22 protein-coding genes are annotated in these 23223 nt (G+C 42.1%); 15 read left to right on the top strand and 7 right to left on the bottom strand.

Annotation, left to right across the window (positions count from 1 at the left end):
• The first annotated feature begins 3 nt into the window (after window positions 1–3).
• A complete protein-coding gene (locus ACZ42W_RS12085; RefSeq protein WP_464165607.1) occupies window positions 4–3639 on the top strand; it encodes a bifunctional glycogen debranching protein GlgX/4-alpha-glucanotransferase in 3636 nt (1211 codons plus the stop codon).
• Between the two features lie 211 nt (window positions 3640–3850).
• Here ACZ42W_RS12085 and ACZ42W_RS12080 read toward each other — a convergent pair whose 3' ends face one another.
• Window positions 3851–4372 carry a ferritin gene (locus tag ACZ42W_RS12080; protein WP_464165606.1) on the bottom strand — a complete coding sequence of 174 codons (522 nt, stop codon included), beginning with the start codon at window positions 4370–4372 and terminating at the stop codon, window positions 3851–3853.
• A 550-nt stretch (window positions 4373–4922) separates the two neighbouring features.
• Complete coding sequence (locus tag ACZ42W_RS12075) at window positions 4923–5936, bottom strand: rhodanese-like domain-containing protein (protein ID WP_464165605.1); 1014 nt, start codon at window positions 5934–5936, stop codon at window positions 4923–4925.
• A gap of 236 nt (window positions 5937–6172) precedes the next feature.
• Between ACZ42W_RS12075 and ACZ42W_RS12070 the strand changes: the two genes are divergently transcribed.
• The 10 genes from ACZ42W_RS12070 to ACZ42W_RS12025 all read left to right on the top strand — a co-directional run bounded on the left by ACZ42W_RS12070 (window position 6173) and on the right by ACZ42W_RS12025 (window position 15410).
• The gene (locus tag ACZ42W_RS12070; RefSeq protein ID WP_464165604.1) at window positions 6173–6778 is read left to right on the top strand and encodes a rhodanese-like domain-containing protein; all 606 of its coding nucleotides are present in this window, start codon (window positions 6173–6175) and stop codon (window positions 6776–6778) included.
• Window positions 6779–6828: 50 nt separating this feature from the next.
• The gene (gene phsA / locus ACZ42W_RS12065) at window positions 6829–9075 is read left to right on the top strand and encodes a thiosulfate reductase PhsA (RefSeq protein ID WP_464165603.1); all 2247 of its coding nucleotides are present in this window, start codon (window positions 6829–6831) and stop codon (window positions 9073–9075) included.
• Complete coding sequence (locus ACZ42W_RS12060; protein WP_464165602.1) at window positions 9075–9653, top strand: TorD/DmsD family molecular chaperone; 579 nt, start codon at window positions 9075–9077, stop codon at window positions 9651–9653. Before phsA ends, ACZ42W_RS12060 begins: the two co-directional genes overlap by 1 nt.
• Before the next feature lie 10 nt (window positions 9654–9663).
• Window positions 9664–10209: a 4Fe-4S dicluster domain-containing protein gene (locus tag ACZ42W_RS12055; protein ID WP_464165601.1), complete on the top strand. Its 546-nt coding sequence runs from the start codon at window positions 9664–9666 to the stop codon at window positions 10207–10209.
• Window position 10210: 1 nt separating this feature from the next.
• Complete coding sequence (gene nrfD / locus ACZ42W_RS12050; protein ID WP_464165600.1) at window positions 10211–11149, top strand: NrfD/PsrC family molybdoenzyme membrane anchor subunit; 939 nt, start codon at window positions 10211–10213, stop codon at window positions 11147–11149.
• 124 nt (window positions 11150–11273) lie between these two features.
• Window positions 11274–11702, top strand: coding sequence for a Rieske 2Fe-2S domain-containing protein (locus ACZ42W_RS12045; protein ID WP_464165599.1), 429 nt, complete (start codon window positions 11274–11276; stop codon window positions 11700–11702).
• Window positions 11703–11770: 68 nt separating this feature from the next.
• Entirely contained in the window at window positions 11771–12394 is a 624-nt protein-coding gene (locus ACZ42W_RS12040) for a cytochrome b N-terminal domain-containing protein (RefSeq protein ID WP_464165598.1), read from the top strand.
• Window positions 12395–12458: 64 nt separating this feature from the next.
• Window positions 12459–12872, top strand: coding sequence for a hypothetical protein (locus ACZ42W_RS12035; RefSeq protein ID WP_464165597.1), 414 nt, complete (start codon window positions 12459–12461; stop codon window positions 12870–12872).
• Window positions 12873–12883: 11 nt separating this feature from the next.
• On the top strand, window positions 12884–14410 hold the full coding sequence (locus ACZ42W_RS12030) for a hypothetical protein (RefSeq protein WP_464165596.1): 1527 nt from the start codon (window positions 12884–12886) through the stop codon (window positions 14408–14410).
• A gap of 97 nt (window positions 14411–14507) precedes the next feature.
• Entirely contained in the window at window positions 14508–15410 is a 903-nt protein-coding gene (locus ACZ42W_RS12025) for a selenium metabolism-associated LysR family transcriptional regulator (RefSeq protein ID WP_464165595.1), read from the top strand.
• Between the two features lie 44 nt (window positions 15411–15454).
• Here ACZ42W_RS12025 and ACZ42W_RS12020 read toward each other — a convergent pair whose 3' ends face one another.
• The 5 genes from ACZ42W_RS12020 to ACZ42W_RS12000 all read right to left on the bottom strand — a co-directional run bounded on the left by ACZ42W_RS12020 (window position 15455) and on the right by ACZ42W_RS12000 (window position 19540).
• On the bottom strand, window positions 15455–15946 hold the full coding sequence (locus ACZ42W_RS12020) for a YeeE/YedE thiosulfate transporter family protein (RefSeq protein WP_464165594.1): 492 nt from the start codon (window positions 15944–15946) through the stop codon (window positions 15455–15457).
• Between the two features lie 15 nt (window positions 15947–15961).
• Window positions 15962–16192, bottom strand: coding sequence for a sulfurtransferase TusA family protein (locus ACZ42W_RS12015; protein ID WP_464165593.1), 231 nt, complete (start codon window positions 16190–16192; stop codon window positions 15962–15964).
• A gap of 10 nt (window positions 16193–16202) precedes the next feature.
• Window positions 16203–16832 carry a YeeE/YedE thiosulfate transporter family protein gene (locus ACZ42W_RS12010; protein ID WP_464165592.1) on the bottom strand — a complete coding sequence of 210 codons (630 nt, stop codon included), beginning with the start codon at window positions 16830–16832 and terminating at the stop codon, window positions 16203–16205.
• Between the two features lie 226 nt (window positions 16833–17058).
• Window positions 17059–18852, bottom strand: coding sequence for an ATP-binding protein (locus ACZ42W_RS12005; RefSeq protein WP_464165591.1), 1794 nt, complete (start codon window positions 18850–18852; stop codon window positions 17059–17061).
• On the bottom strand, window positions 18845–19540 hold the full coding sequence (locus tag ACZ42W_RS12000) for a response regulator transcription factor (RefSeq protein ID WP_464165590.1): 696 nt from the start codon (window positions 19538–19540) through the stop codon (window positions 18845–18847). The genes ACZ42W_RS12005 and ACZ42W_RS12000 overlap by 8 nt, the downstream gene beginning before the upstream one ends.
• A gap of 190 nt (window positions 19541–19730) precedes the next feature.
• Between ACZ42W_RS12000 and ACZ42W_RS11995 the strand changes: the two genes are divergently transcribed.
• The 4 genes from ACZ42W_RS11995 (at window position 19731) to ACZ42W_RS11980 (ending at window position 23208) form a co-directional block, all read left to right on the top strand.
• Entirely contained in the window at window positions 19731–20192 is a 462-nt protein-coding gene (locus tag ACZ42W_RS11995; RefSeq protein ID WP_464165589.1) for a DUF2680 domain-containing protein, read from the top strand.
• A 110-nt stretch (window positions 20193–20302) separates the two neighbouring features.
• The gene (locus ACZ42W_RS11990; RefSeq protein WP_464165588.1) at window positions 20303–21430 is read left to right on the top strand and encodes a 4Fe-4S binding protein; all 1128 of its coding nucleotides are present in this window, start codon (window positions 20303–20305) and stop codon (window positions 21428–21430) included.
• Window positions 21431–21667: 237 nt separating this feature from the next.
• The gene (locus tag ACZ42W_RS11985; protein ID WP_464165587.1) at window positions 21668–21946 is read left to right on the top strand and encodes a metal-sensitive transcriptional regulator; all 279 of its coding nucleotides are present in this window, start codon (window positions 21668–21670) and stop codon (window positions 21944–21946) included.
• Window positions 21947–22356: 410 nt separating this feature from the next.
• A complete protein-coding gene (locus ACZ42W_RS11980) occupies window positions 22357–23208 on the top strand; it encodes a cytochrome c3 family protein (RefSeq protein ID WP_464165586.1) in 852 nt (283 codons plus the stop codon).
• Window positions 23209–23223 lie beyond the last annotated feature (15 nt).

The raw sequence follows: 23223 nt of genomic DNA, 5'->3' as shown, positions 1-23223 counted from the left end.
AATATGGAAGTAAAGGCAAGACATCATTCTCAGAATCGTGTCTATCGAGAACCTTTTGGAGCAGTTGTCTGTGGACAGAAGGTTGTGATCCGATTGCAAACTTCAGCCACGGTGGAGCAATGTTGGCTTCGTGTATGGGAGACCGAATCAGAACGAGAGAAACTTATCCCTATGCATATCCAAAATCAATCAGACTTTGATCCGTGCACAGGCACCCTTAATCAAGGAATCCTTCTGAAGAGAGGGTCTGATTCCATTGATTCAGAGGATGATTGGGATTTGGAGTCATCGAGCATCTGGTTTGAAGGAGAATTTAACACACCTGCTTTACCGGGACTCATTTGGTATTATTTCGTTTTCAAGGTCGAAGGGCAGCAATTCTATTATGGTAATAATGAAGAACAGTTAGGTGGTATAGGCCAGGTTAAGGGAGAACAACCGCCTTCCTGGCAAATTACCGTGTATAACCCGATGCAGATTCCCGAATGGTATCGGCGGGGAATCATCTATCAAATTTTTGTGGACCGATATTACAAAGGAGAAAAGGCCTACTCTGAGCAGGAATATGTTAAGAAGAATGCTCTTGTTCATTTGGATTGGGAGGATACTCCCTTTTACATCAAGGATGAAAAGGGTAGAGTTACACATTGGGACTTTTTTGGTGGCAATCTCGACGGGATCCTTCAGAAGCTACCCTATCTTCAGGGCTTAGGGGTTAGCATACTTTATCTTAACCCCATCTTCGAGGCGGTCAGCAATCATAAATATGATACCGGTGATTACCACAAGATAGACCCTATGTTTGGGAATGATGAGATATTTGATCGTCTGGTGACAACAGCAAAACACTATGGAATATCCATTATCCTCGATGGGGTTTTCAGTCACACGGGGAGAGACAGCCTTTATTTCAATCGATATGGCCATTATCCTGAAGTAGGAGCATATCAGTCACCCAATTCTCCCTATTATGCGTGGTATCGCTTCAAGCCTGGGACTCATGAGTACAAATCCTGGTGGGATATCGAAGACCTTCCAGAGGTGGACGAGATGAATAGCTCGTATCGGCAATTTATCTATGGCACTCAAGAGAGTGTGATCCAAAAATGGATGCGAAAAGGGGTTGTGGGTTGGCGTCTGGACGTTGCGGATGAGCTGCCGGATGAGTTTATCCAGGAGCTGAGACAGGCAGTTAAGTCCTCAAATCCTGACGCGGTGTTGATCGGGGAAGTATGGGAGAATGCATCTAACAAAATGAGTTATGGGAAGCTGCGTCAGTATTTTTGGGGGCAGGAACTGGATGGAACCATGAATTACCCTTTCCGGGAAATCTTCCTGAACTTTTTGCTTGGGGAATGGGATTCTATTAAGGTTCATCGCCACGTGATGAGTTTGTACGAGACATATCCTCGGGAGAACTTTTATGCACTCATGAACTTAATGGGGAGTCATGATCGAATTCGAATATTAACCGTTTTAGGGGGGGCACCCTCTGAAGGTACTTTATCGGACAGTGAACGGCGGACCTTTCGACTTTCACCTTCAGAACGCCAATTAGCCTTACGGAGACTTAAACTTTTTAGTCTCATCCAAATGATGTTTCCTGGGGTTCCAAGTATCTACTATGGAGATGAGGCAGGGTTAGAAGGTTATGCAGACCCCTATAATCGGAGGACTTTTCCCTGGGGGAAAGAGGATCTAGACCTCGAGAATTGGTTCAGACGCCTTATTCGTTTGCGTAGGGAATACGAAGTGCTCCAAACGGGAGATTTCCAATCGTATTATTATGGGCAGGATGTCTACGGCTTTCAGCGAGCGGATGGGGGAGAAGCGGTTACCGTTCTGATTAACAGAAATCCGAGTGTGATGCAGGAGGTTGAACTGAACCTTGATATTCAGGATAGGCCTTTAGTGATCGATTTAATGAGTGGCGAAGTGCTGGCTAAGGGTGATCAGGAAAAGCTCACAGTACACATCGAGCCCTTATCAAGCCGTGTCTTCTTTGCTAAGAAAAATTTTCATAGACAGACTACACCACAGCTTTCAAGGGCGAGTGGTGTACTGCTTCATATCAGTTCCTTGCCTTCACCTTGGGGAACGGGGGATCTAGGTGAATCGGCCTTTCGCTTCGTTGATTTTTTGTCTGAGTCTCATCATAGACTATGGCAGGTTTTACCTCTCAATCCGGTAGGACCAGGGAATTCTCCCTACCAAAGTGATTCTGTCTTTGCAGGGAATCCAATGTTTATCAGTTTTGATTCTTTGATTAGAGAAGGGATTTTACAAGCAGTAGTTCGGGATACCTTTGCAAGGAATTTTTCCACCAATAAATCTCCTGATCCCGAGGCTTTCAAGCCAATCAAAGATAAACTATTACGTAATGCCTTTCAATCCTTTGCTAGTTTGTTGGTAAAACAAAAAGCATCATCATTTACTGCTAAGGCTACTGCCGCGTCTACGCTGGTGTATACTCCTACTCCCACACCTATTTCAACACCAACATATACCCATACTTCTACTTCTATGGCTTCGCCCTCTGAGCAAACTCCATATTTGACTTTGGCAAACTATGAAGCGTTTGTCAGGGATAATTTTGACTGGCTTGAGGATTATGCGCTTTTCCGAGCACTGAAAACTCATTTTCAGGGGATATCTTGGTTTGATTGGGAAGGTGAAATCGCCTTACGGATACCTGAGAAGCTGGTGGAATATTCTCAGAAACTCGTCGAGGAAATAGAATACCAACGTTTTCTACAGTATACCTTTTATGTTCAATGGCAGGAATTGAAGAGTTATGCAGCCAGTAAGAATATTAAAATCATCGGCGACATGCCACTCTATGTGGCATCAGATAGTTGTGATGTATGGGTTAACCGTGGACTGTTCAAGCTAGATGAAAAAGGCAGACCGAGTAAGGTAGCTGGGGTCCCACCTGATTATTTTAGCAAGACGGGTCAACGCTGGGATAATCCAGTCTACAACTGGGGTGCCTTAGCAGCGACACAGTACACCTGGTGGAAAAAAAGAATCAAACAGACACTGAGGTTGTTTGATTATACACGTATCGATCATTTCCGAGGACTTGAGGCATATTGGGAAATTGATGCAGGGGAAGAAACGGCAATCAAAGGACGATGGCTAAAGGGACCAGGAAAGCGTTTTTTCGAAAGCCTAATCGAAGAATTTGGAGAGCTACCCCTGATTGCAGAAGATTTGGGGGATATAACCCCTGAAGTGGATACCCTCAGACGGATTTTTGGTTTTCCTGGCATGAAAGTTCTTCAGTTTACTCCGCTTTCAGAAGGGGGAATAGTGAAAGATTCTCAAGTGATTTATTACTCGGGTACTCATGATAACGATACATTGCTAGGGTGGTACTCCTCGAAATTCTCGGTTGAGGGAATCGATGAGATGGATAGTAAACGTGCCTGTCGCAGCTTGATTGAAAAGTTGTATCTAAGTGAGGCTACCTGGGTGATTCTGCCACTTCAAGATATTTTAGGGCTAGGTAATGAGGCCAGGATGAATGTTCCTGGTACCGTCGGGGATAATTGGCAATGGCAGGTAGCACAGGAAGTATTGACGGATGAAGTTAAAGAGTATCTTCAAGTTCTAACCAGAAGTGCTCATCGCGGCTAAGCCTTGTCAATATGTATTAAAAGGAGAAGAGGACCGCATCGGTCCTCCTCGAGTATTTTCTAAAGTAGTAAAAAAATAGGGAATTGCCTCTGTTCAAATCCAATAAAGGGGATCTTTGTCCCTTTAAAACGATACACGGCCGTTCCCTACAATCTAAATTATACAAATTTACAATTTTGCCAGAGTCATATTACTAATCTAAGCTAGAAAATTAGATTGTTACACCAGGGATAACAGCCGGGGTATAAATGCGTTGGGCTAGTTCGTTATCTAGCATAAAGAGTCCAGAACCGTCGTTCCCTATAAGTTTTAATCGATTACAAACACGAGTCATATTTTCTTCTTCTTCAGATTGTTCGGTAATGTACCACTGCAGAAAAACTTGTGTCTGATGATCTTTAACTTCTTGGGCAATATCCATTAAAGAATAGATCGATTGGGTCACGTATTCCTCATGCTTAAGAGCTAATTCGAAAACGTGCAAAGGGCTATTAAAGGTTGCAGGAGGTTGAGCAATTGCTGGAAGTTTGACTTGAGAACCCGTTTTAGTGAGATAATTGAAAAAACCCATAGCATGATCTCGCTCTTCTTGAATCTGTATGTGGAAATAGTGAGCAAAACCATCTAAATTTAGATTTGAGAAATATGCTTCTTTGGCAAGATATAGATAGGCAGAATAAAGTTCTTTATTGAGCTGCTGTACTAGAGCTTCCTGCATTTTGACATGGATCATTTAAATCACTCTCCTTTACTATAATTTGTCATATAGGACAAGCAATGTCAAGAAACTGTCGAGAGTATAGGGGCAACTATCAAGGTATACAAGGACTTTTTTTGTGACAAAGTCGAAAAGTGAAAAGACCCTATCCGTTTCACTAGGCTTTGCAGCAGGAGTCATGCTCTCGGTGTCCTTTTTAGACTTATGGGCAAAGGGACAGGAAGTCTGATTCAGTATTCCGGAAAGTCGGCGGGAATTCTGCTTTCCGTACTCTTTTTATTGGTAGGAATCTTGCCTATGTTCTCTTACGACCTTTTGTTAATAGCTTCAATCTCGGAGCGATTTTTGCTTTAGTAGCGGGGACCTTATTAAAGACCCATGCATCTAGTGTTGGGAGGATTAAACTTGTCGCGGTTGAATCTATTTCAATCGTGGCAATCAAAAATGAAATTCGAGAAATTGTTTCAGCCAGGGCAGTTACCTTTCTGTAAACGAAAGAAGAGATGGATTAGCCATCTCTTCTTTCGTCTTATTAAGGGTTATTCTATTGTTATTGTTAAAGTGATTATTTTACAACTTCGTACGATTTATCAGCACTCCACCCTTTAGCAAAGCCATCCATACCGAATCCGAAATTCAGGCTCTTGGTGTTAATTCCATAGATATTAAGCAAGGAGTCTGTTTGGCCAGCCGTTTGTCCGGTGTAACAATAGACAACGACGGTTTTGCCTTTACCTTTTTCCTTGATAGAATCGAGATTTTTCGCAATATCAGGGCCGTAAGGAACATTTATAGCACCTTTAATATGACCTTTGGCGAAATCTTCTGCTTTACGAACATCAACAATGTAGTATTTGTCAGCCTCTTTAGCAAGCGCATCTTTCATTGCTGGAAGATCAATTTTATAGGAGTCAGCTGGTACTTCATTAAAATACTTTTGGACTGCTGCGTCAATTACTTTGTTCTTAGAGGCAACTGCTGGAGCTGTCGGCATAGGAGTCGCTTCTGTTACCGTTGGATATTTCATTCCCAACCAGCCTCTTGCCTCAAAGCCTGGTGTACCACTACCCCCCATGCCTGAGTTTAAGGAGAGGGTTTTGATTCCAGCAACGTTCAGAAGTGAATCAGCTTGCCCAGCGGTCTGTCCAGTATAGCAAGCAACGATTACGGTCTTGTCTTTGGCGATTGCACGAATATTATCTAAGTTTTTGGCGATATCTGGACCATATGGTACGTTAATCGCTCCTTTGATATGTCCTTGAGCATAAACATCTGCTTTACGAATATCGAATACAACATATTTTTCTGGGGTTTTATCGAGTTCGTCCTTTAAATCTTTCTCAGTAATCTTATAAGAATTTTTAACATTAGTACCGATATCATTGAAGTAAGTTTCAATTGCTCCTTTAATAACTTTTGTTGGGTCTTCAGCCGGTGCAGATGGAGCAGGAGCAGATGAAGTTGCTGCTGCTGCATTTGATGCAGGTGTAGAAGCAGGCTTTGCTTGACCACAACCCGTGACAAGTAGGCCGGCAATTAGGAGGGGAGACAAGAACAGAGCTAGTTTTCTTTTTTGCATAATAAACATCCTTTCAAGTTCTATATTTCACTAAAAAATATATTCTCTTAAAGGAGTAAAATTCCTTTATATAGGCTATAAACCTTTACTATAGCCTTATAGTATTTAGGTATAAGGTCAAATAAAGGAGAAAAATATCACATGACGAAATAAAAATAAGCGCTGATTTCTGAGAAGATTAACAAATTATCTCTGAGTTATCATGTGAATTAAATTCTAAGAGGAGGGCGAGAGATTTGAGAGTAGAATCAAAGTCAAGGAGGTCTAGTAGTTTAACCTTTGTTTATGCATTATTAATGTTAGTTTTTGGTATCTTGTTTTTATCCGGCTGTGGTAATAGTCCGTCAGCTACTGGGACAGCTAACAAAGTGCAAGAACCCACAACTAATACCAGCCAGAATGCATCACAACAAGGTCAAGCAGTCACTGTCGACCTACCGTATACGGCTAGTTTATCGGCTAATGCATTGGAGGAGAGCATAAAGACAAATAAAGAATTGCAGTTAGTTGACGTGCGGGAATCCAGAGAATTTGCTGCCGGGCATATTAAGATGGCGATTAACAGACCTTTGGCTGATTTGGAAAAAAACCTTACTCAGATTAGTAAAGACAAAGACGTAGTACTGATTGATCTAAACGGAACTCGCGCAGAGACAGCGTGGCATGCTCTTATAAAGAACGGTTATGACCAAAACAAGATTAAAGTCTTATCTGGGGGCATGATGGAGTGGAGAGGAATTGTCAGCTCAGCTGGTAGCAAAACTAGTGGAGATGCTAATAGTAGCGGTGGTAGTGCTGGGGCGCCTAAGGCTGAGGTACAGGAAATGAAAGGCGGATGTTAAATTAATTCAATCATTGAACAATAATGATGTTGTTGTGGGGAGGGGAAAAAATGAAACGTAGAAATTTCTTAAAGGGTATACTCTATGGTGCAGGTGGTTCCATGACACTCATGGGGGGATTTGGTACCTTTAACTATCTAGACCCGCTCAAGGCTAAGGCTACGAGTGTCGAGACTGAAACCACGGTTTATTCTGCATGTGAAATGTGTAGAAACCAGTGCCCCATTGCTATAAAGGTTAAAGAAGGGTACGTCGCCAAAATCGATGGACATCCCAATGACGCGGCTTTTGGTGGGGTAATCTGTGCGAGGGGAAATGCAGGCCCATCACTTCTTTATGATCCCCAACGGATTAAAAAACCGATGATTCGTACGGGTGAACGGGGTGATGGCAAATTTAAAGAAGTAAGTTGGGACGAAGCCTATACCTATATTTCTGATAAATTATATAACGTAAAGGATCAATACGGTGGGGAATCTATCGCTTTAGCTAGCCGTAAAGGACCCCACGATTGGTTCTTCCGGACGATTGGTAAAGCTTTGGGTACTCCTAATATATTTTCACATGAATCAACCTGTCCGATGACTCGTTCCGTGGCCTTAGATGCTACCTTTGGAAATGAAGCAATTGCAGCTGATTATGCCAATGCAAAGTATATTATAGCTTTAGGACGAAACTGGTTTGAAGGAATTCACATTTCTCAGACCCGAGCAGTTTCCAAAGCAATTAGCAATGGAGCTAAACTTGTAGTCCTTGATCCAAGGTTTAGTGTTACTGCCTCAAAAGGTGAGTGGCTACCTATCAAAGGGACCACTGATTTAGCCTTTGTCATGGCCATGGCCAACGTTATGATTAAGGAAAATCTCTATGATCAAAACTATATTTCCCAATATGCGGAGGGCTTTGAAAAATGGGTCGAAGAAGTTAAGGATAAAACTCCAGAGTGGGCAGAAAAAGAGACCGGAATCTCCAAAGACAAAATTATTCAGATTACCAGGGAGTTTGCTGCTGCAAAACCTAATGCTATCTTAGACTTTGGCTGGAGAACGACGTATACTTCTAACGATTATCAACTGCGTCGTGCGATTCTGATCGTAAATACGATGATTGGAAACTTAGAAGTTCCGGGAGGATATTATACAACTAAACCAGCAAGTTTCCTGAAGAATTTCCCGGATCAAGCGGGTTACGCTAAAGGGTTAGGTGGGGTAGCACAACCGAGTTCTCCTAAGCCTGACAAGCCCCGTATTGACGGTACAGGCATAAAAGGCACACCGGGACAACTCATTACTGCTTATGATGGGTCTGTTGGGAAAGTTATCGAAAGCATTCTAACTGGAGAGCCATATCCGATCAAAGCTTGGCTTGTTCATCGTTTTAATCCTTATATCTCATCGTCTGAAAGTGCGAGGAGCATAGAAGCGTTCAAAAAACTTGATCTTTTGGTAACCTGTGATGTCTATATGACGGACACAGCTTATTATTCTGATGTGATATTGCCAGAATGCACCTATCTAGAACGTTTCGAGCCGATTTTTGATATGTCGGCTTTAACTCCTAAATATATAATTCGACAACCTGCTGTACCGATTGTTTACCCAGATACAAAACCCAACTGGCAGATTTATAAAGAGCTTGGGGAAAAGATGGGCTTTGGTGATTATTTTGATTTCAAGGATATGGAAGACTTTATAACTCGACAACTCGCTCCTACTGGTTTAACCATAGGCAAAATGAAGGAAATCGGAGTTTGGACCCCAGCAGGGATGAAGCCATTCTATCTTCGAGCTAACGATCCCAAAGCATCCTTAGATAATGTTCTGACAAACCAAAGTAAAAAGATTCAGATCTTCTCGGAAGAGATTGAAGAAGCAACAAAACAGGGTGTCCCGAAATATGTTAGTCATCCTCAGCCGGAAGGGGGTAAATTCCGGTTTGTGCAGGGTAAAGTCGCTGTGCACACAAATGCTGGAACAGCAAATGTCCCGATCCTGAATGAGCTTATGCCAGCAAATACACTGTGGATGAATACAGTGAGTTGTACAAAACTTGGCTTAAAAGATGGAGATGACATTGTAATTTCCTCTGGGAAGTATGAGCAAAAGGGTAAATTGAAAATGACGGAAGGAATTCGGCCAGATACCGTCTTCTGTTATCATGGCTTTGGACGTATTTCACCTGAGCTTAAAAGAGCCTTTGGGAAAGGTATTAATGGTAATTATCTAATTCCTAATGAACTTGGGGAAGTGGGTAACACAGTTACTTCGGCTACTTTTGTAACTGTTCGAAAAGGATAATGCATAAAGAAAATATTCCTGAACTCTATATGTCTTTTGCAGCAGTTTTTCATCGACCTGATCAAGAGGTCGCCAATCATTTAGAAGAATTCATTGACCTCTGGTCGGAAGTCATTCCAGAAATAGACGATTTAGTTCAGAGTTTGAGCAGTTTTTGTCTTCGATTTCCACCAGGGGAACAGCGCCTTAATGCTTTATGGGAACACTATATCCCGCTTTTTGAAACAGGTGAAGTAGAAGCTACTCCTTATGCTTCTGTTTATTTAGGAGAAGAAGGTTTAGTTCTAGGTAAAGAAGCATTTATGGTTAAACAATTTTATGCAATGTGCGGGTTTGAAATAGGAGATAGCGGAGAACTTCCTGATCATTTAGCGGTTGAATTAGAATTCTGCGCGTTGCTAGCCCGAAATGGACAGGGAAAATTACTAAGAGATTTTGAAGAATTTCATTTGACTCCTTTTTTAAAGTGTATTTTACCCAAGATTAAAAATTCTCATCGCCCGGTTTACGCTGAGGTTGCCTCAATTCTTAAAGTTATTCAAACGAATTTACAGAAAGTGGGTGATTTTGTTGACTAAAAGGTATACCATGATTATCAACCTTGCGAAGTGTATTGGCTGTCAGGCTTGTACAGTCGCTTGTAAGTTTCAAAATAATGTACCTGATGAACAGTACAGAACTAAGACTCTGGCAAATGGGCTAAAAGGGACCTATCCAAATCTTTCACAATATTTTATTAAAGAAGCCTGTCAAATGTGTCAAAATGCGCCTTGTGTCACTGTATGTCCGACAAAGGCTTCTCACTACAATGATGATGGAGTGGTCTTAATCGATATCGATAAGTGTGTTGGTTGCAAGTATTGTATGACTGCTTGTCCCTATGATGCTCGTTTTCTAAACAAAGCAACGGGTGCAGCAGATAAATGCACCTTCTGTTACGAATTAAAGGTTTCAAAAGGGGAAAAACCAGCCTGTGTTTCAACCTGTGTCGGAAGTGCTTTGATTTTTGGGGATCTTAATGATCCGTCTAGTGAAGCCTCACAGTTTTTAGCAAAACATAAAGGCGAAGTTCGTAAGCCTGAGTTAGGCACCCATCCAGATGTTTATTACATTTATGAAGGGGTGGTGAAGTAGAGTGGATATTACATGGGGTACAAGTGTAAATGAGGTCGCTTGGGGCGGCATAATTGCTTTCTATTTGTTCCTGGCAGGGATTGCTGGCGGGGCATTCCTAACTGCTTCATTGACTGATCTTTTTAGTAAAAAGCAGTATCCAAAGGTTATTCGGTCGGGAGCTTATATCGCTCCAGTGACAATTATTATTGGCCTAGGGTTATTAGTTGTTGACTTAGGTCGCCCATTAACTTTCTGGAAACTTCTCCTTAATGTGAACTTTGGCTCCGTAATGTCTGTCGGTGTCTTTATAATCTCGGCTTTCTCAGCTTTGGCAGTAGTATATGCTTACCTGGTATGGTCGAATGCTACAGTGAAAAAACAGACTCAGATTACTTCTGCGGGCACCAATGATAAAACTGCTCTTGCAGAAGTAGGCGCTACTTCTGCGGGCCAGGGTCTTCAGACTTTCCGCAAACCGGTAGCTGCCTTGGGAGCGCTCTTTTCTGTTGGGACTGCGACTTACACGGGTTTCTTACTATCGGCTGTTACGACCAGTAGCTTCTGGCACACTCCGTTTCTTGGGATTGAGGCGATTCCCTTCTTACCGATACTTTTTTTAGTGTCTGCTTCTTCTACAGGTATAGCTGCAACCTTGATTGGAGCAGTAAACAGTGGGGATATAACAACCTTCAAAAAAATTGATATGGTTCTAATTATTATTGAGCTCGTTTTGATCGCCCTTCTTTATTTATCCGTCAAACCTATATTTTTTACAGGAAGTATGGCTCTCCCGTTCTGGCTAGGCGTTGTTGCTTTAGGACTAGTACTGCCCTTGCTTTTATCAATCTATAGTATAGTTAAACATAAAAATGTTATATTACCTGTCAGTGGGCTGGTTATTATTGGGGGTTTATGTTTACGATATTTTGTTGTGTATACTGGGCAGTTGTTTAGATAATCTTGCCAGTGAACAATAATTAAAAATTCTCTTAGTAAACGAGCTTCTAGCTCGTTTACTTTTTCCAGGAGCAATCTGAAAGATTTATCTATGTTTCCATATCGAGTAAAAAGGGGTGAAATTGTTGACCAGTGATCGGTTACTCTATAACAGGCGGCAAGTCTTAAATATAGGGAGAAAGGCTCTGATTGTGATAGGGGTTGCTAGTCTTTATCCGTTCAGTCGCTTTTTAACAGCTAAGGAAAACCCGCTAGTTGAGGCCCGAATTGCCATGAGCAAGTTGCCTTTGAGCAATAATTGGCAGCAACTTGGACAAACTCGTTTTTGGCTACGGCAAGGAAACAATGAAGTTGAAGCAATGTGGGCCAGTTGCACTCATTTGGGGTGTGAGGTACACTATGAGCAAGAAAAGAATCAGTGGGTTTGTCCTTGCCACGGCAGCTGTTACAGCAGTGAGGGGCAGCCTTTAAAAGGCCCTGCGGTAAAGCCTTTGGCGCAGGCGAAATTGAAGGAAAAAGATGGTTTTTATCATCTACAGCAGCCGCTAGGATAGTAGGCATGAGTGCTGGAGTTCAAAAGAAGTGGTATGCCGAATTGAGGAGATAGGGAGAATACGCTACGATGTCAAAGCAGGAAATGTCCTTTTTGGAACATATTCGCCCCCGCCAATTAAGGGCAGGGACTCTACGGTTTAGAGCTACGTTTTGCTTTGGTGGATTATCTTTTTTGGCCTTTATTGTATTGAGTCTTACTGGAGTGTTACTGGTGTTCTATTACCAACCCGGAGATAGAGCCTTTGCCTCTTTAAGCGAAATTGATTCTGCTCTGCCTTACGGGGGACTCGTCCGCTCCTTGCATTTCTGGGCAGGGCAGATGATGGTGGTGAGCGTTTTCCTGCATATGGTACGCGTAGTATGGTTGAGAGCCTACCGCCCTCTAAAGGAGCTTAATTGGGTGATCGGGGTCGTGCTTTTTCTCTTAACCGTGATGTTAGACTATACCGGATATCTGCTCCGAGGGGGGCAAGAAAGCGGGGCTGCGGCAACGGTTGGGAAAACTTTGCTCACAATATTACCTGGGGGACAGGCTTTGGCAACGATTTTTTTTGGGCAGCCTTCGCCTCTCAATGGCAGTACCTTAAATATTTTTGCCTGGCACGCCTTTATTTTGGCAGGAGTAGCAGGTTTTCTACAGATGTTCCATTTTTGGCGGATTCGGAAAAATGGTGGGATTAGGCCTTTGTAAGGGATGCGCTGTAGGTGGGCGAGATTATGGACAAAAGTATGTGCACTGGGCGCGAGGTGAGAATATGGACCCAATAGAAAGTGACAGGTCTCAAGTGACGGAAAAGATTGAATATAGCAGACCTAAAGAAAAAGTACTACTGAATGAGTTGCAACTGAGGGAATACATTAGCACCTTTCTATGGTTGGGCCTTTTATTGGGGTTGACCGTTGTAATAAAAGTACCTTTGGATAGCTCACCAGAGGCTACAGCGGTAAGTGTATCAAAAGCCCCTTGGGTATTTGGTGCAATCCAATGGCTCTTACATCGGTTGCCAGTATGGTTGAGCGGGTGGGTTATACCGCTTTTGTCTATGGCAGTGCTCTTCACCCTGCCTCGATGGGGAGAAAAAGTAGGAACTCGTTGGGTCTGGGTAATTTTCCTGATTTTTAGTTTTATTTGGGTAGGATTAACATTTTTGTATATGTTTGTGGGTTGAGGGGGGCCAGCATGTCTAAACGTTTACTAGTGCTTCTTGGGTTGGCAATTACCTTTTGCCTAGCGATGTTTTTATTGGCCGTGAGGTCGTATGGCACTTCTCCTTGGCAGGACTGGCAAACTAAGTATTTCCAGGCCCAGATAGCGGGGCTTCGGCATGATATTTCCATGGTTCAAGATGCAGAGGAAGCTAAAAAATTGGAACAGGAAATCAAAGAATGGCGGGAAAAGAAGCCAGTAGTACAGGAAATTCGACTATCAAACGGGCGCGTTGAACGCTGCATGACCTGTCATTTGGGGATTGAAGAAATTTCAGATTCTCACTCCAGTGATAGTATCGGATGTACGGCTTGTCACGGGGGAAATCCCCTATCTTTGGATGAAAAGACTGCACATGAAGGGATGTATGGCAAAGGGCACCCAGCTCAGTTGAAGGTGGCTCGCCTGAGTTGCGGAGGTAATTCCTTTGTTGGGCAGTGCCATAGTGGCAATAAACAAGAAGCTGACAATCAGGTGGATTTGTTGAACACTTCCTTAATGGCCAGTAAAGGGGGTGAACTCTCCATGACCCGATACATGTACGGGCTGGACATCCCTCCGAAGGTGCTGCTAAAACCTGGGGAGACAACTGCGGATGTGCCTGCGCCTTTTAACGGTCGATTGGAAGAGGTAAAATTCCAGGAGAATTGCTTATTGTCTTGCCACTTGGATAGGGGAAAGCTCCCTGGATACGAAGAACTCCAGGCAGGAGAGGAACTGCTTGGGCAAGAAGGAATGCAGGCTAACGGTTGTGAGACCTGTCATGTCCCAACCAATTCGCAACATACCTATGAGGGAAACGACATAACTATTCCTCGAGAAAAATCAGGCTATGGGATATCCCACCGCTTAACCGTGCAAATCCCATACACACAGTGCGATCAATGCCATAATCAGGGAGAATATGAACTCGATACCATGGATTTTATTCCGCGCCATGATTTGGACCAAGTTAAAGCTTCTCCATCCCCGGATAAGGAAGATCTGGGAACACGCTGGCAGAATGTTTATTCTCCGGGATTGGTCTTTACTAAATGCGAAGTTAACTTGGACTGCATAGACTGCCATACCCGAAAAGAGGTTATGGGGGACGGAGAAATGTACGTCTCTGAATGGAAAGCGTTGAAAATCCAATGTCGGGACTGCCATGGAAGTACTGCTGGTCAGCCTATTGAGTGGAAAATAACGGATAAATCCGATGTAGCCTGGGTACAAGATCGTATCAATAAACTCTTTCCCCCTCTCAAAATAGGGGATGTCATTCTAAAGACAGCAAAGGGAGAGGAATTACCATACGTACGCCAGGAAGATGGCAAATGGTTTAGTTATCGTAAAACGAATGCAGAAAAATTCGAAATTCCACAGGTCATTGGCAGTGGGTGTCTCCAGGATCCGGATAAACAGTCTTCAGATGACTGCCATAGATGCCATGATGTCTCGAAGGATACTCCATCCTCGGGAGGAAAGTTAGATGTACCATTGGATATTAATGGGGAATAGAGTTATCACATTTCGTTGATTTTTAATATGTTGGGCTATAGAATAAAACCAATTCAAGGTTTAGTTTCCTAGGTAAATTAGGGGATGGTGAATTGTAATGGATAGTAACCAACTCAACATCTTTTGTATGGTAACGCGTCAGCAAAGTTTCTCAAAGGCAGCGAAATTATTACACATGAGCCAACCAGCCGTAAGTACACATGTAAAAAATTTAGAAGAATACTATGGAGGGCAATTGCTTTCCAGAACTCCACAGGGAGTAACGCTGACTAAGGCTGGCGAAGTACTATATGAATATGCCCAAAAGATTCTCGACCTTCAGGACGAAATGGAAGGAAAGCTTGAAACCATCTTTAAACATGTAAATAATAAAATCATGATTGGGGCAAGCACCATTATTGGAAATGTCGCTCTTCCTTGCACGATTTATTTGTTTAAAGAAGAGCACCCAGAGGTTGAGCTTAACTTGAATATTTCTAATGCCGATGAAGTACTGCGCATGGTTATGTCTGGAGAAGTTGATATCGGAGTTGTGGAAGGAGATCCAGATTCTTCTACACTTAAAGCGCTTCCTGTCACATCGGATGAATTAGTATTTATTGCACCTCCTCAATATCCCGCTAAAGGAGATGTTATTTCCCTTCAAGACTTCCTCAAACATCCGTTAATTCTTCGAGAAGATGGATCAGGTACCCGGAGAGTTCTGGCATCGGCTTTAGCACGTGAAGGCTATTCCCTGAATCATCTGAACGTAATTACTGAAATGAGGAATACTTATGCCATTAAATCTGCGGTTGAAGCTGGATTGGGCGGATCGGTTGTGCCACGTCTCGCGGTTCGCAAAGAAGCTTATACTGGATCACTTAGAGTTCTTACCATTACCGATTTAGAAATGCCCATAAACTTTAATCTCGTTTATCCAATAAATCGATCCCTTTCGACCAAAACAAAGCTATTTATTAAATTCCTTACGAGTCCTGAGGAAAGCTGCCTTTGTTAAAAGAATAGTGAAAATGTAAAGAGAGACAGTGCAACTGTCTCTCTTTACATTAAATATTTAAGGAGAAGTTTTGAACCTAGCAAAGTTCCTAAAAATGTCGCGATTGCAAAAATCCATCCGGTAAGAGAGCTAGAAGCAATTCCGTTCAACAGGGCGCCTACATTGCAACCATAAGCAATCCGAGCTCCGTAACCCATGAAGAGTCCACCGATCAGGGCAGAAAAAAAGAATTTCTTATTTCGAATTGGCCGAAATCGAAGCTGCGAAGCGACCAAAGTTGCCCAAAAAGAACCGAGCAGTAATCCGAAGTTCAAATAGGTTCCAGAGGAAGTCATTAATTCCTTAAACGTATATCCCCGGTCATTGAGCACTCCAAGGTTAGTTCCGATCCATTCCGCCCAGATCTCGATATTTAAAGTGACTCCCCAAGGTTCACGCCTCACGATTAGTACAAGTATATTAAGCACACCTAAAATAATGGCTCCGATCCAGTAAGCCCAAGGTCCATGGATGATTGTCTGCAAAGTCTTTTTCATCGCTTTACACTCTTCCTAATCATGCGTTTTCGTAAGTTCAAGATGCCATATTCCATTGGCCACTTCTTCCTCTTCAATAATATACTGATTGGCTTTTGCCCAAACGACAATACCTCTTGAGGTACAACTGTGTTCAGTCTCAAGGACTAAAATATCTCCGCATTGCATAGACAACAATTTCTTTTTTGCTTTAATTAGGGGAATTGGACACATTTCTCCCCATATATCTATTGAATAACGAGCCACAGTTGTTCACCTATTCTCCTAATTGTTTTTTTTGCCACCATCTAGCCAACATCCATAAGGCAGATAATACAGTGATCTCCAGAATAAGGGTTATAAACCAACCTAAAATATCGGGCAAGAAAATCCCCGGTGATTCACCAAAGGTGTTTTTCCAGTTTATCAATGATCGATCTCCCAAAACAGAGCCTACAACAAAACCTAAAAAAGCCACCATTTGCATTGCAAAGCCTTCCCCAATACGTACTAAAATTCCGGTAGCACACCCGCCGGCCAATACCATTCCTATCCCGAACAACATTCCACCGACAACGGTATGCACGCCCATGGGAAAAACATTGAGAGCCAGTGGGATATTTTTCTGCGACGCTCCCCAGTACACTATCGCAAAGCCAAGGATACTAATCCCCAAAAGCAAAAGAAAGGCTCGAGTGAGTTGAGTCATACCGATCAATAGTGGATCGCGCAAAGCAGCTACAAGACAAAAACGAGACTTTTGTAAGACAAAACCTAAACTTATTCCTAGTGCAAAGAGTAGCGTAAGACGGATACTTATCTGAGAAAGGAGGGCGACCAACAATGTAAGAAATAGAATAAATCCGAAGTTCCATTTCCGTTGGGAATGAAATGCATTATTCTCCATCTTACTCTCCTCTTTGTGAATTTAAAACAACTTGAGGAATATATTGATTATTTACTTTCAATAAAAGTTCTGAAAATCACTATCTAATAATTATTATAGAGATTGGATGTTTTATAGTAAAGAGCTTAGTGAAATAAATTATTATTTGCATTCTCTTGTTATTCATATTTGGTAGTTCTTTCAGAAGTTCCTACAATCCCTCAGCGTAAGAAAAGTGCCCTCCCCTTTAAACCATTGGAAGTGTTATCTTTACTAATGTCCCTTTACTCAACTCACTTTGTAGAGAAACAGCGCCTTTGTGTAGCTCAATAAGGTGCTTAGCAATGGCAAGGCCCAGCCCTGTTCCATTTCCTCGATGTGCTCTATCCACTTTGTAAAATCGGTCCCAGATATAAGGAAGCTCAACTTCCGGAATCCCATAGCCCTGGTCACGAATCGTAATCTCAACTCTTTCGTCGGCTTTGGATTCAACCGTAACTACTGTATTTTCTGGAGAGTATTTCACAGCATTATCCAAGAAAATAACAAAAAGTTGTCTTAACCGGTCATAGTCACCCCAGATCGGGGGGATGTTCGATGTGTCTTGCACGTAATCTATCCGTATCCCTTTTTTATCGGCGACGGTTTGAAGGCTTTTTACAGCATCCCCAAGAAGTGAGGGAAGATGGACTTTTTCTTTAATAATGGAGACTTTTCCAGATTGAAGACGAGAAAGTTCCAATAGGTCTTTAACAAGTCTCTCAAGGCTTCGGGTTTCTGAAAGCATTCTCTTATGGTAACGTTGAATCTCTTCTGGTTGATCAATTGTACCATCTATAATAGCTTCAAGGGAGCCTTTTATAACGCTAAGCGGGGTACGGAATTCATGAGAGACATTAGCGACAAAATCCTTTCTGAATTGTTCTAGACGTTCGCTTTCACTGATATCCTGGATCAGTACCACGCAGCCGGTCACTTTTTTATCTTGATCTATGATGGGAGATAAGGTCCATTTTAGCTTTTTACCGTTCCAATCCTTTAGGACATAGGAGGTTTTTTTATTTTCCATAACTTCTTTAAGACTGAAAGCAATTCCAAGTGTTTCAATATCTCTGATGAGAGTCTCTTCCATGTAGGGAATGGGTCGATTCATAATTCCTGGAAGGGCTTCATTAATGTTAATGGGTTTGAGGTTTAGGTCAAACCCTATGATCCCTTCAGAAATACTCGAAATCATGTCGCTCATCTTGCCCTTCTCTTGGAAAAGTTGACTTATGGTATGGCTAAGTTCTGCGGCCAGATGATCAAGGGAGTTACCTAACTGCCCCAATTCATCAAGGCGGTTAATTCCTGTCCGTGCTGAGTAGTTTCCACGTGTCATTTCGAGGGCTGCTTGATTCATGGCCTTTAATGGACGAGTGAAGCGCGCGGAGAAAAAAAAGCCTAAGCCGACGGCAAGAATGAGCGCAGCAAGCAGACTGATAACTAAGATACGAACAGCCCGGTTTAAGGTCTCTGTAATTCCAGTGACAGGAGCATGCAAAAGTACAGCACCGATTACTTGCTTATCCGAGTTTAAAATTGGAACCCCGACGGTTAGTGTTGATTCATTATAGACGCTGCTGAAGCTTTCACTCACGGACTCTTTTCCAGAAAGCACGGCTTTGATGACATTATCCGCTTCGGCAGGCAGTGGCTCAGACTGAGTGGAAATACCCTGACCAGAGCCCATCATCCCCATCCCCATTCCTGACATTAGAGCAGGGTTTCCTTCAGTGTCGGTAATCCAGACTTTTGCCTCAGACATCGTATCAAGGAATCGAATCAATCCACCATAACCTCTCATGAAACTGTTGCCTTGCGCGTTTTCGGACATCATTTCTGAGATGCTGTGTGCACGGGTTAACAGGGTTGATTGATGGCTTTCAAAGGTATATTGACGAAACATCTGAATAAAGAATGTCCCAATGGTTAGCATGGAAATCAAGACGATCAGAACGAAGCCAGCCATTAGTTGAAAGGCTATATGTTTTCTAAACATGCTTCACCTCAAACTTGTAACCCACTCCCCAGATGGTTTTTATATCCCAGTCAAAGGTTTCGGTAGAGATGTCTAGTTTCGCTCTGAGCCGTTTAATATGGGTATCCACTGTGCGGGTATCTCCAAAATAGTCGTAGCCCCAAATACTGTTTAAGAGATTATCTCGTGAAAAAACCTTCCCAGGGTTAGTGGCTAATAGCCATAAAATTTCTATTTCTTTCTTGGTTAGATTGGTAGGTTGCCCATTGGTCTTGACTTCATAGTCTGAGATATTGAGCTCAAGACCAGGAAAACGAATGATATCTTTCTTTTCTTCCTCCGAAAGGTCAAGACGTCTTAAGACAGCGCGAATTCTGGCCATGACTTCACCCGGGCTAAAGGGTTTGACAACATAATCATCCGCTCCGATATCAAGCCCCATGATTCGATCGGCATCCTCGCCTTTCGCCGTAATCATAATAATGGGGACATTAGAGGTTTGGCGGATTTCACGACAGACTTCAAAACCATCTTTCGTTGGCATCATTACATCCAGTAAGAGGAGAAGAGGTGAGTATTCTATAAATAGTTTAAGGGCTTCTTCCCCATCATGAGCTAAGATCGGAGTAAACCCCGCTTTGGTAATGTAACTTTTAAGTATATCGAGAATCCCCTCATGATCATCGGCAATAAGGATCGTACGGTTCATTTTCAATTCCTCCAGAACATCTTATTATAATCTGATTATATCAGGTAGTCGGAATCAAATTGTTACAAAAGTATGAAAACCAAAATGACAAATTTGTTTCGAACTTTTGACAAAGTTTTGCCATAATTGCCTCGTATAATGCAATCAAGGTTGAAGGGAACAACCGAAAATAAAAAGGAGAGTGTATTGTATGAAACTCAAGACAAAACTTATTGCTTTGGTTACAACATTGGGGATTCTCGGAGTAGCTGGAACAGCTTATGCTGCCGAATTGAAGACACCCGCGGAGATTGTCTCCGGCCTGACTGGAAAAACGGTTGAAGAGGTAAGTGCTGAAAGAGCTACGGGTAAAACCTACGGAACAATTGCCGATGAAGCTGGGAAGCTCGACCCCTTTAAACAGGAAATTCTGGAACAGAAAAAAGCGGTGTTAGACCAGCGTGTTAAAGAGGGAAATCTAACACAAGAACAGGCAGATGCGATTTACAGTGCTATCGAAAACAATCAGACAACATGTTATGGAATCGGTAATGCGCAATTTGGAATGGGATGCGGCGCTGGATTTGGTAATGGAATGATGAATGGACAAGGTAGAGGACAAGGTTTTGGCCGAGGAATGGGTTACGGAGCAGGTGTGGGAAGTAGATTTTAACATATAAATTCGTAGGAATAGCTGCAAAGCGAAGTTTAAGCTTTGCAGCTATTGTCTTATGGAGCAATGGACTATCGATATACTCGTCATTTGTATGAGGAGAGGATTATATGAAAGAAAATATGCGGATACAATGGTTACGACTGCTTCTACTTTTCCTTATCCTGGCTTATGTAACTTTTGAAAGTTCCATGCATCAAGTGTTGGGTGGAGGAAAAGCTCCTTCAGCTCATGCTTTATGCCCCTATGGTGGCTTAGAAAGTATATTTCAGTTGTTTGCGACGGGGAGTTTCATCAGTAAAATTTTCGCAGGCACGATGATTCTTTTCGGAATAACGGTTATTTTAGCTCTAGTGTTTCGACGTAGCTTTTGTGGCCTGATATGTCCCTTTGGCGTAATTCAAGAATACTCAGGGAAACTGGGAAAGAAATTATTCCAGAGAAAATACATACTACCCGTTATGGTGGATCAACCATTAAGGTATTTGAAATATGTTGTTCTCATATTGACAGTAGCTTATGCCTGGAAAACTGCAGGTCTTTGGATGTCACCTTATGACCCATGGGCTGCTTATAATCATCTTTCGGCAGGCTTAGAAAGTGTATGGTCGGAATATGCAGTAGGTTTGATATTATTAATGATTTCAATTCTGGGTTCACTTCTCTATGACCGTTTTTTTTGCAAGTACCTTTGTCCTATGGGAGCTCTTTATGGAATTCTAGGAAAATTGAGTCCTTTTAGGGTCGTTAGAAACGAGAGTCTCTGTATAGATTGTAGAAAATGTAATAGAGTCTGCCCAGTGAATATTGATGTCCAGCACAGTTCTAACGTTACGACAGCAGAATGTATCAATTGCCAGACCTGTATTCTAAGCTGTCCAGTATCGGGGGCTCTTGAAAATAAAGAAGGTAAAAAGAGCATTAAGCCCATAATAGTAATTATTTTGGTTATGGCTCTGTTCTTTGGCTCAATATTAATATTTCAGGCTGTAGGTATTTACCAAGTCATACCTGAACAATTGAAGACAGGAGAAGTTATTGGGTTTGATGAAGTCAAAGGATATATGACAATTAACGAAGCAGCACAAGCTACTAATTTGAATATCAAAGATTTTTATTATGAATTCAAAATTTCTAACAATGTTCCACCAGAAACGAAAATGAAAGATATCAGTAAACTGGCTCCTGACTATAATTTTGATAAAATTAAAGAATCTTTTGAGGAAGAATCAAAATAAGCAACGAAAGGACTTTTTCAGAATTAAGAATCAATAAAAATATTGAGAAACTTTGTGCTTGAATATATAGTTGGGTTATAATCATTGGTGTGGATCTGAAAAGATAGAGAATGTGGTGATTCTGTATTTGATGAAGGAAAAAGGCTTAAATATTATGGGTACTGTTGCCGAGTTGATTGGGAAACATCCTGAAACTTTGAGGGTCAGGGGAGTGTGTAAAAGAAAGTAGGACAAGATATGGCAAGTATAGATCCTAATGAAACGAAGAAAATATTGACTCGTCTTAAAACCGTTAGGGGGCATGTTGCAGCTGTTGAGCGGATGATCGAAGAAGAAAAGACTTGCGATGAGATTCTGCTTCAATTGGTCGCTATTCGTTCTGCAGTGCAAAAGGTTTCTGTCGTTGTTGCTCAACACTACGCTAGTACATGTTTGATTGAGGCTATGGAAAAAGGCGAGAATCAGCAGGATGTCATGAATAAAGCAGTTGAAAGGTTAATGAAATTAAACCAATAAACTTTGACTTTATTTATAAATTTCGGCGAGATTAGGGTGCTTCTGTATGGAGGCACTCTTTTAATTTTAGATTTATGTTGATGCTCCAAATATAATAAAATAGCTGAAAATAAGTCGTAATAGTGTATTGACGTATTTATAAAGCAGAGGTATATTTGATGTAACCCCCTCCCTAGGGGGTGGGGGAAAAGGAGGGCCTTCTATCTGTACCCAATACCACATACCAGATTTATGTGAAAAGACCAACATGTTCAAATGGAGATTCTTTGCTATAAGGCCAACTAAATCAATTTGATGAAAACTGTGATCCTCGGTAGAGCGCTATATTAGACAATGTCAAGGGGGGTGATCTATTGATTTAAGCGCATCAAGTTATTAAGCCAATAAATGATGTGAGGTGTTGAGAGAACGTGAATAAAAAAAAGTGGATTTTGTTTTTATCGTTTTTCTGTCTATTCAGTGTTTTTCTAGCAAGTTCTTATTACTTAGTACCACAAAAAACGGCTCAAGCAGCCTGTGGTGCATCAACCTCATCTTGTAAAACTTGTCATGAGGTTAAAGGTGAAGATCCCGTCTCAAAAAAAGGGGATTGGCACGTACAGCACGCCTTTGGAGACTTTTGCCAAGCCTGTCACCTAGGGGTAGCAACAGAAAATGACAAAACGAAGGCTCATGCAGGCGTCATTGCTAAGCCCTTAGCTCAATCGGATCAATCCTGCTCTTCCTGTCATCCTTCAGATACCGCTACACGCGTTGCGAAGTATGGCGGTTCAGCGTCAAGTGCTGCCCCCACCGGAGCTTCGAGCGCAGGAAGCCCATCGCCCAATGCAGGGAATAGTCCCGGGGATTCAGCTGGAACAACGGCTCCTTCAGCTGCGGCTACTCAAGTGCCCCCAGGGGCAAGCTCGAATTTCGATTTAATTGATTTTAATAAATATTTACAAGACAAAACGCCTTGGTTAGCATGGGCGATTGGAATTATAGATGTTTTTGTGCTCTTTATTTTAGGGGTACTTCTTCTGCGATGGAAAAAAGGACTGTGGCTTTGGACGCTATTTTCAGGAAAAGGAAAAGTAATCTCCCTGAATTCACTTCCGATTGAAGCACAAGAGGTACTAACGCGTTTAGAAAAAAGTGACATGTCAACGATCTTAGCCCTAGAAAGTATTCTTCAGCGTGAAGATGGCGCTCAGCTCTTAGAAGTAGTCTCACATTTGCCGGAAAAGGCTCTAAATCAGCTTCGGGAAATGGATAAGAAATAGGTAATTAGAAGGAGG

The organism is Desulfitobacterium elongatum, assembly GCF_055378975.1.
Note: the sequence above shows the minus strand (reverse complement) of the source record. Positions and strands in the feature narration are given on the sequence as shown.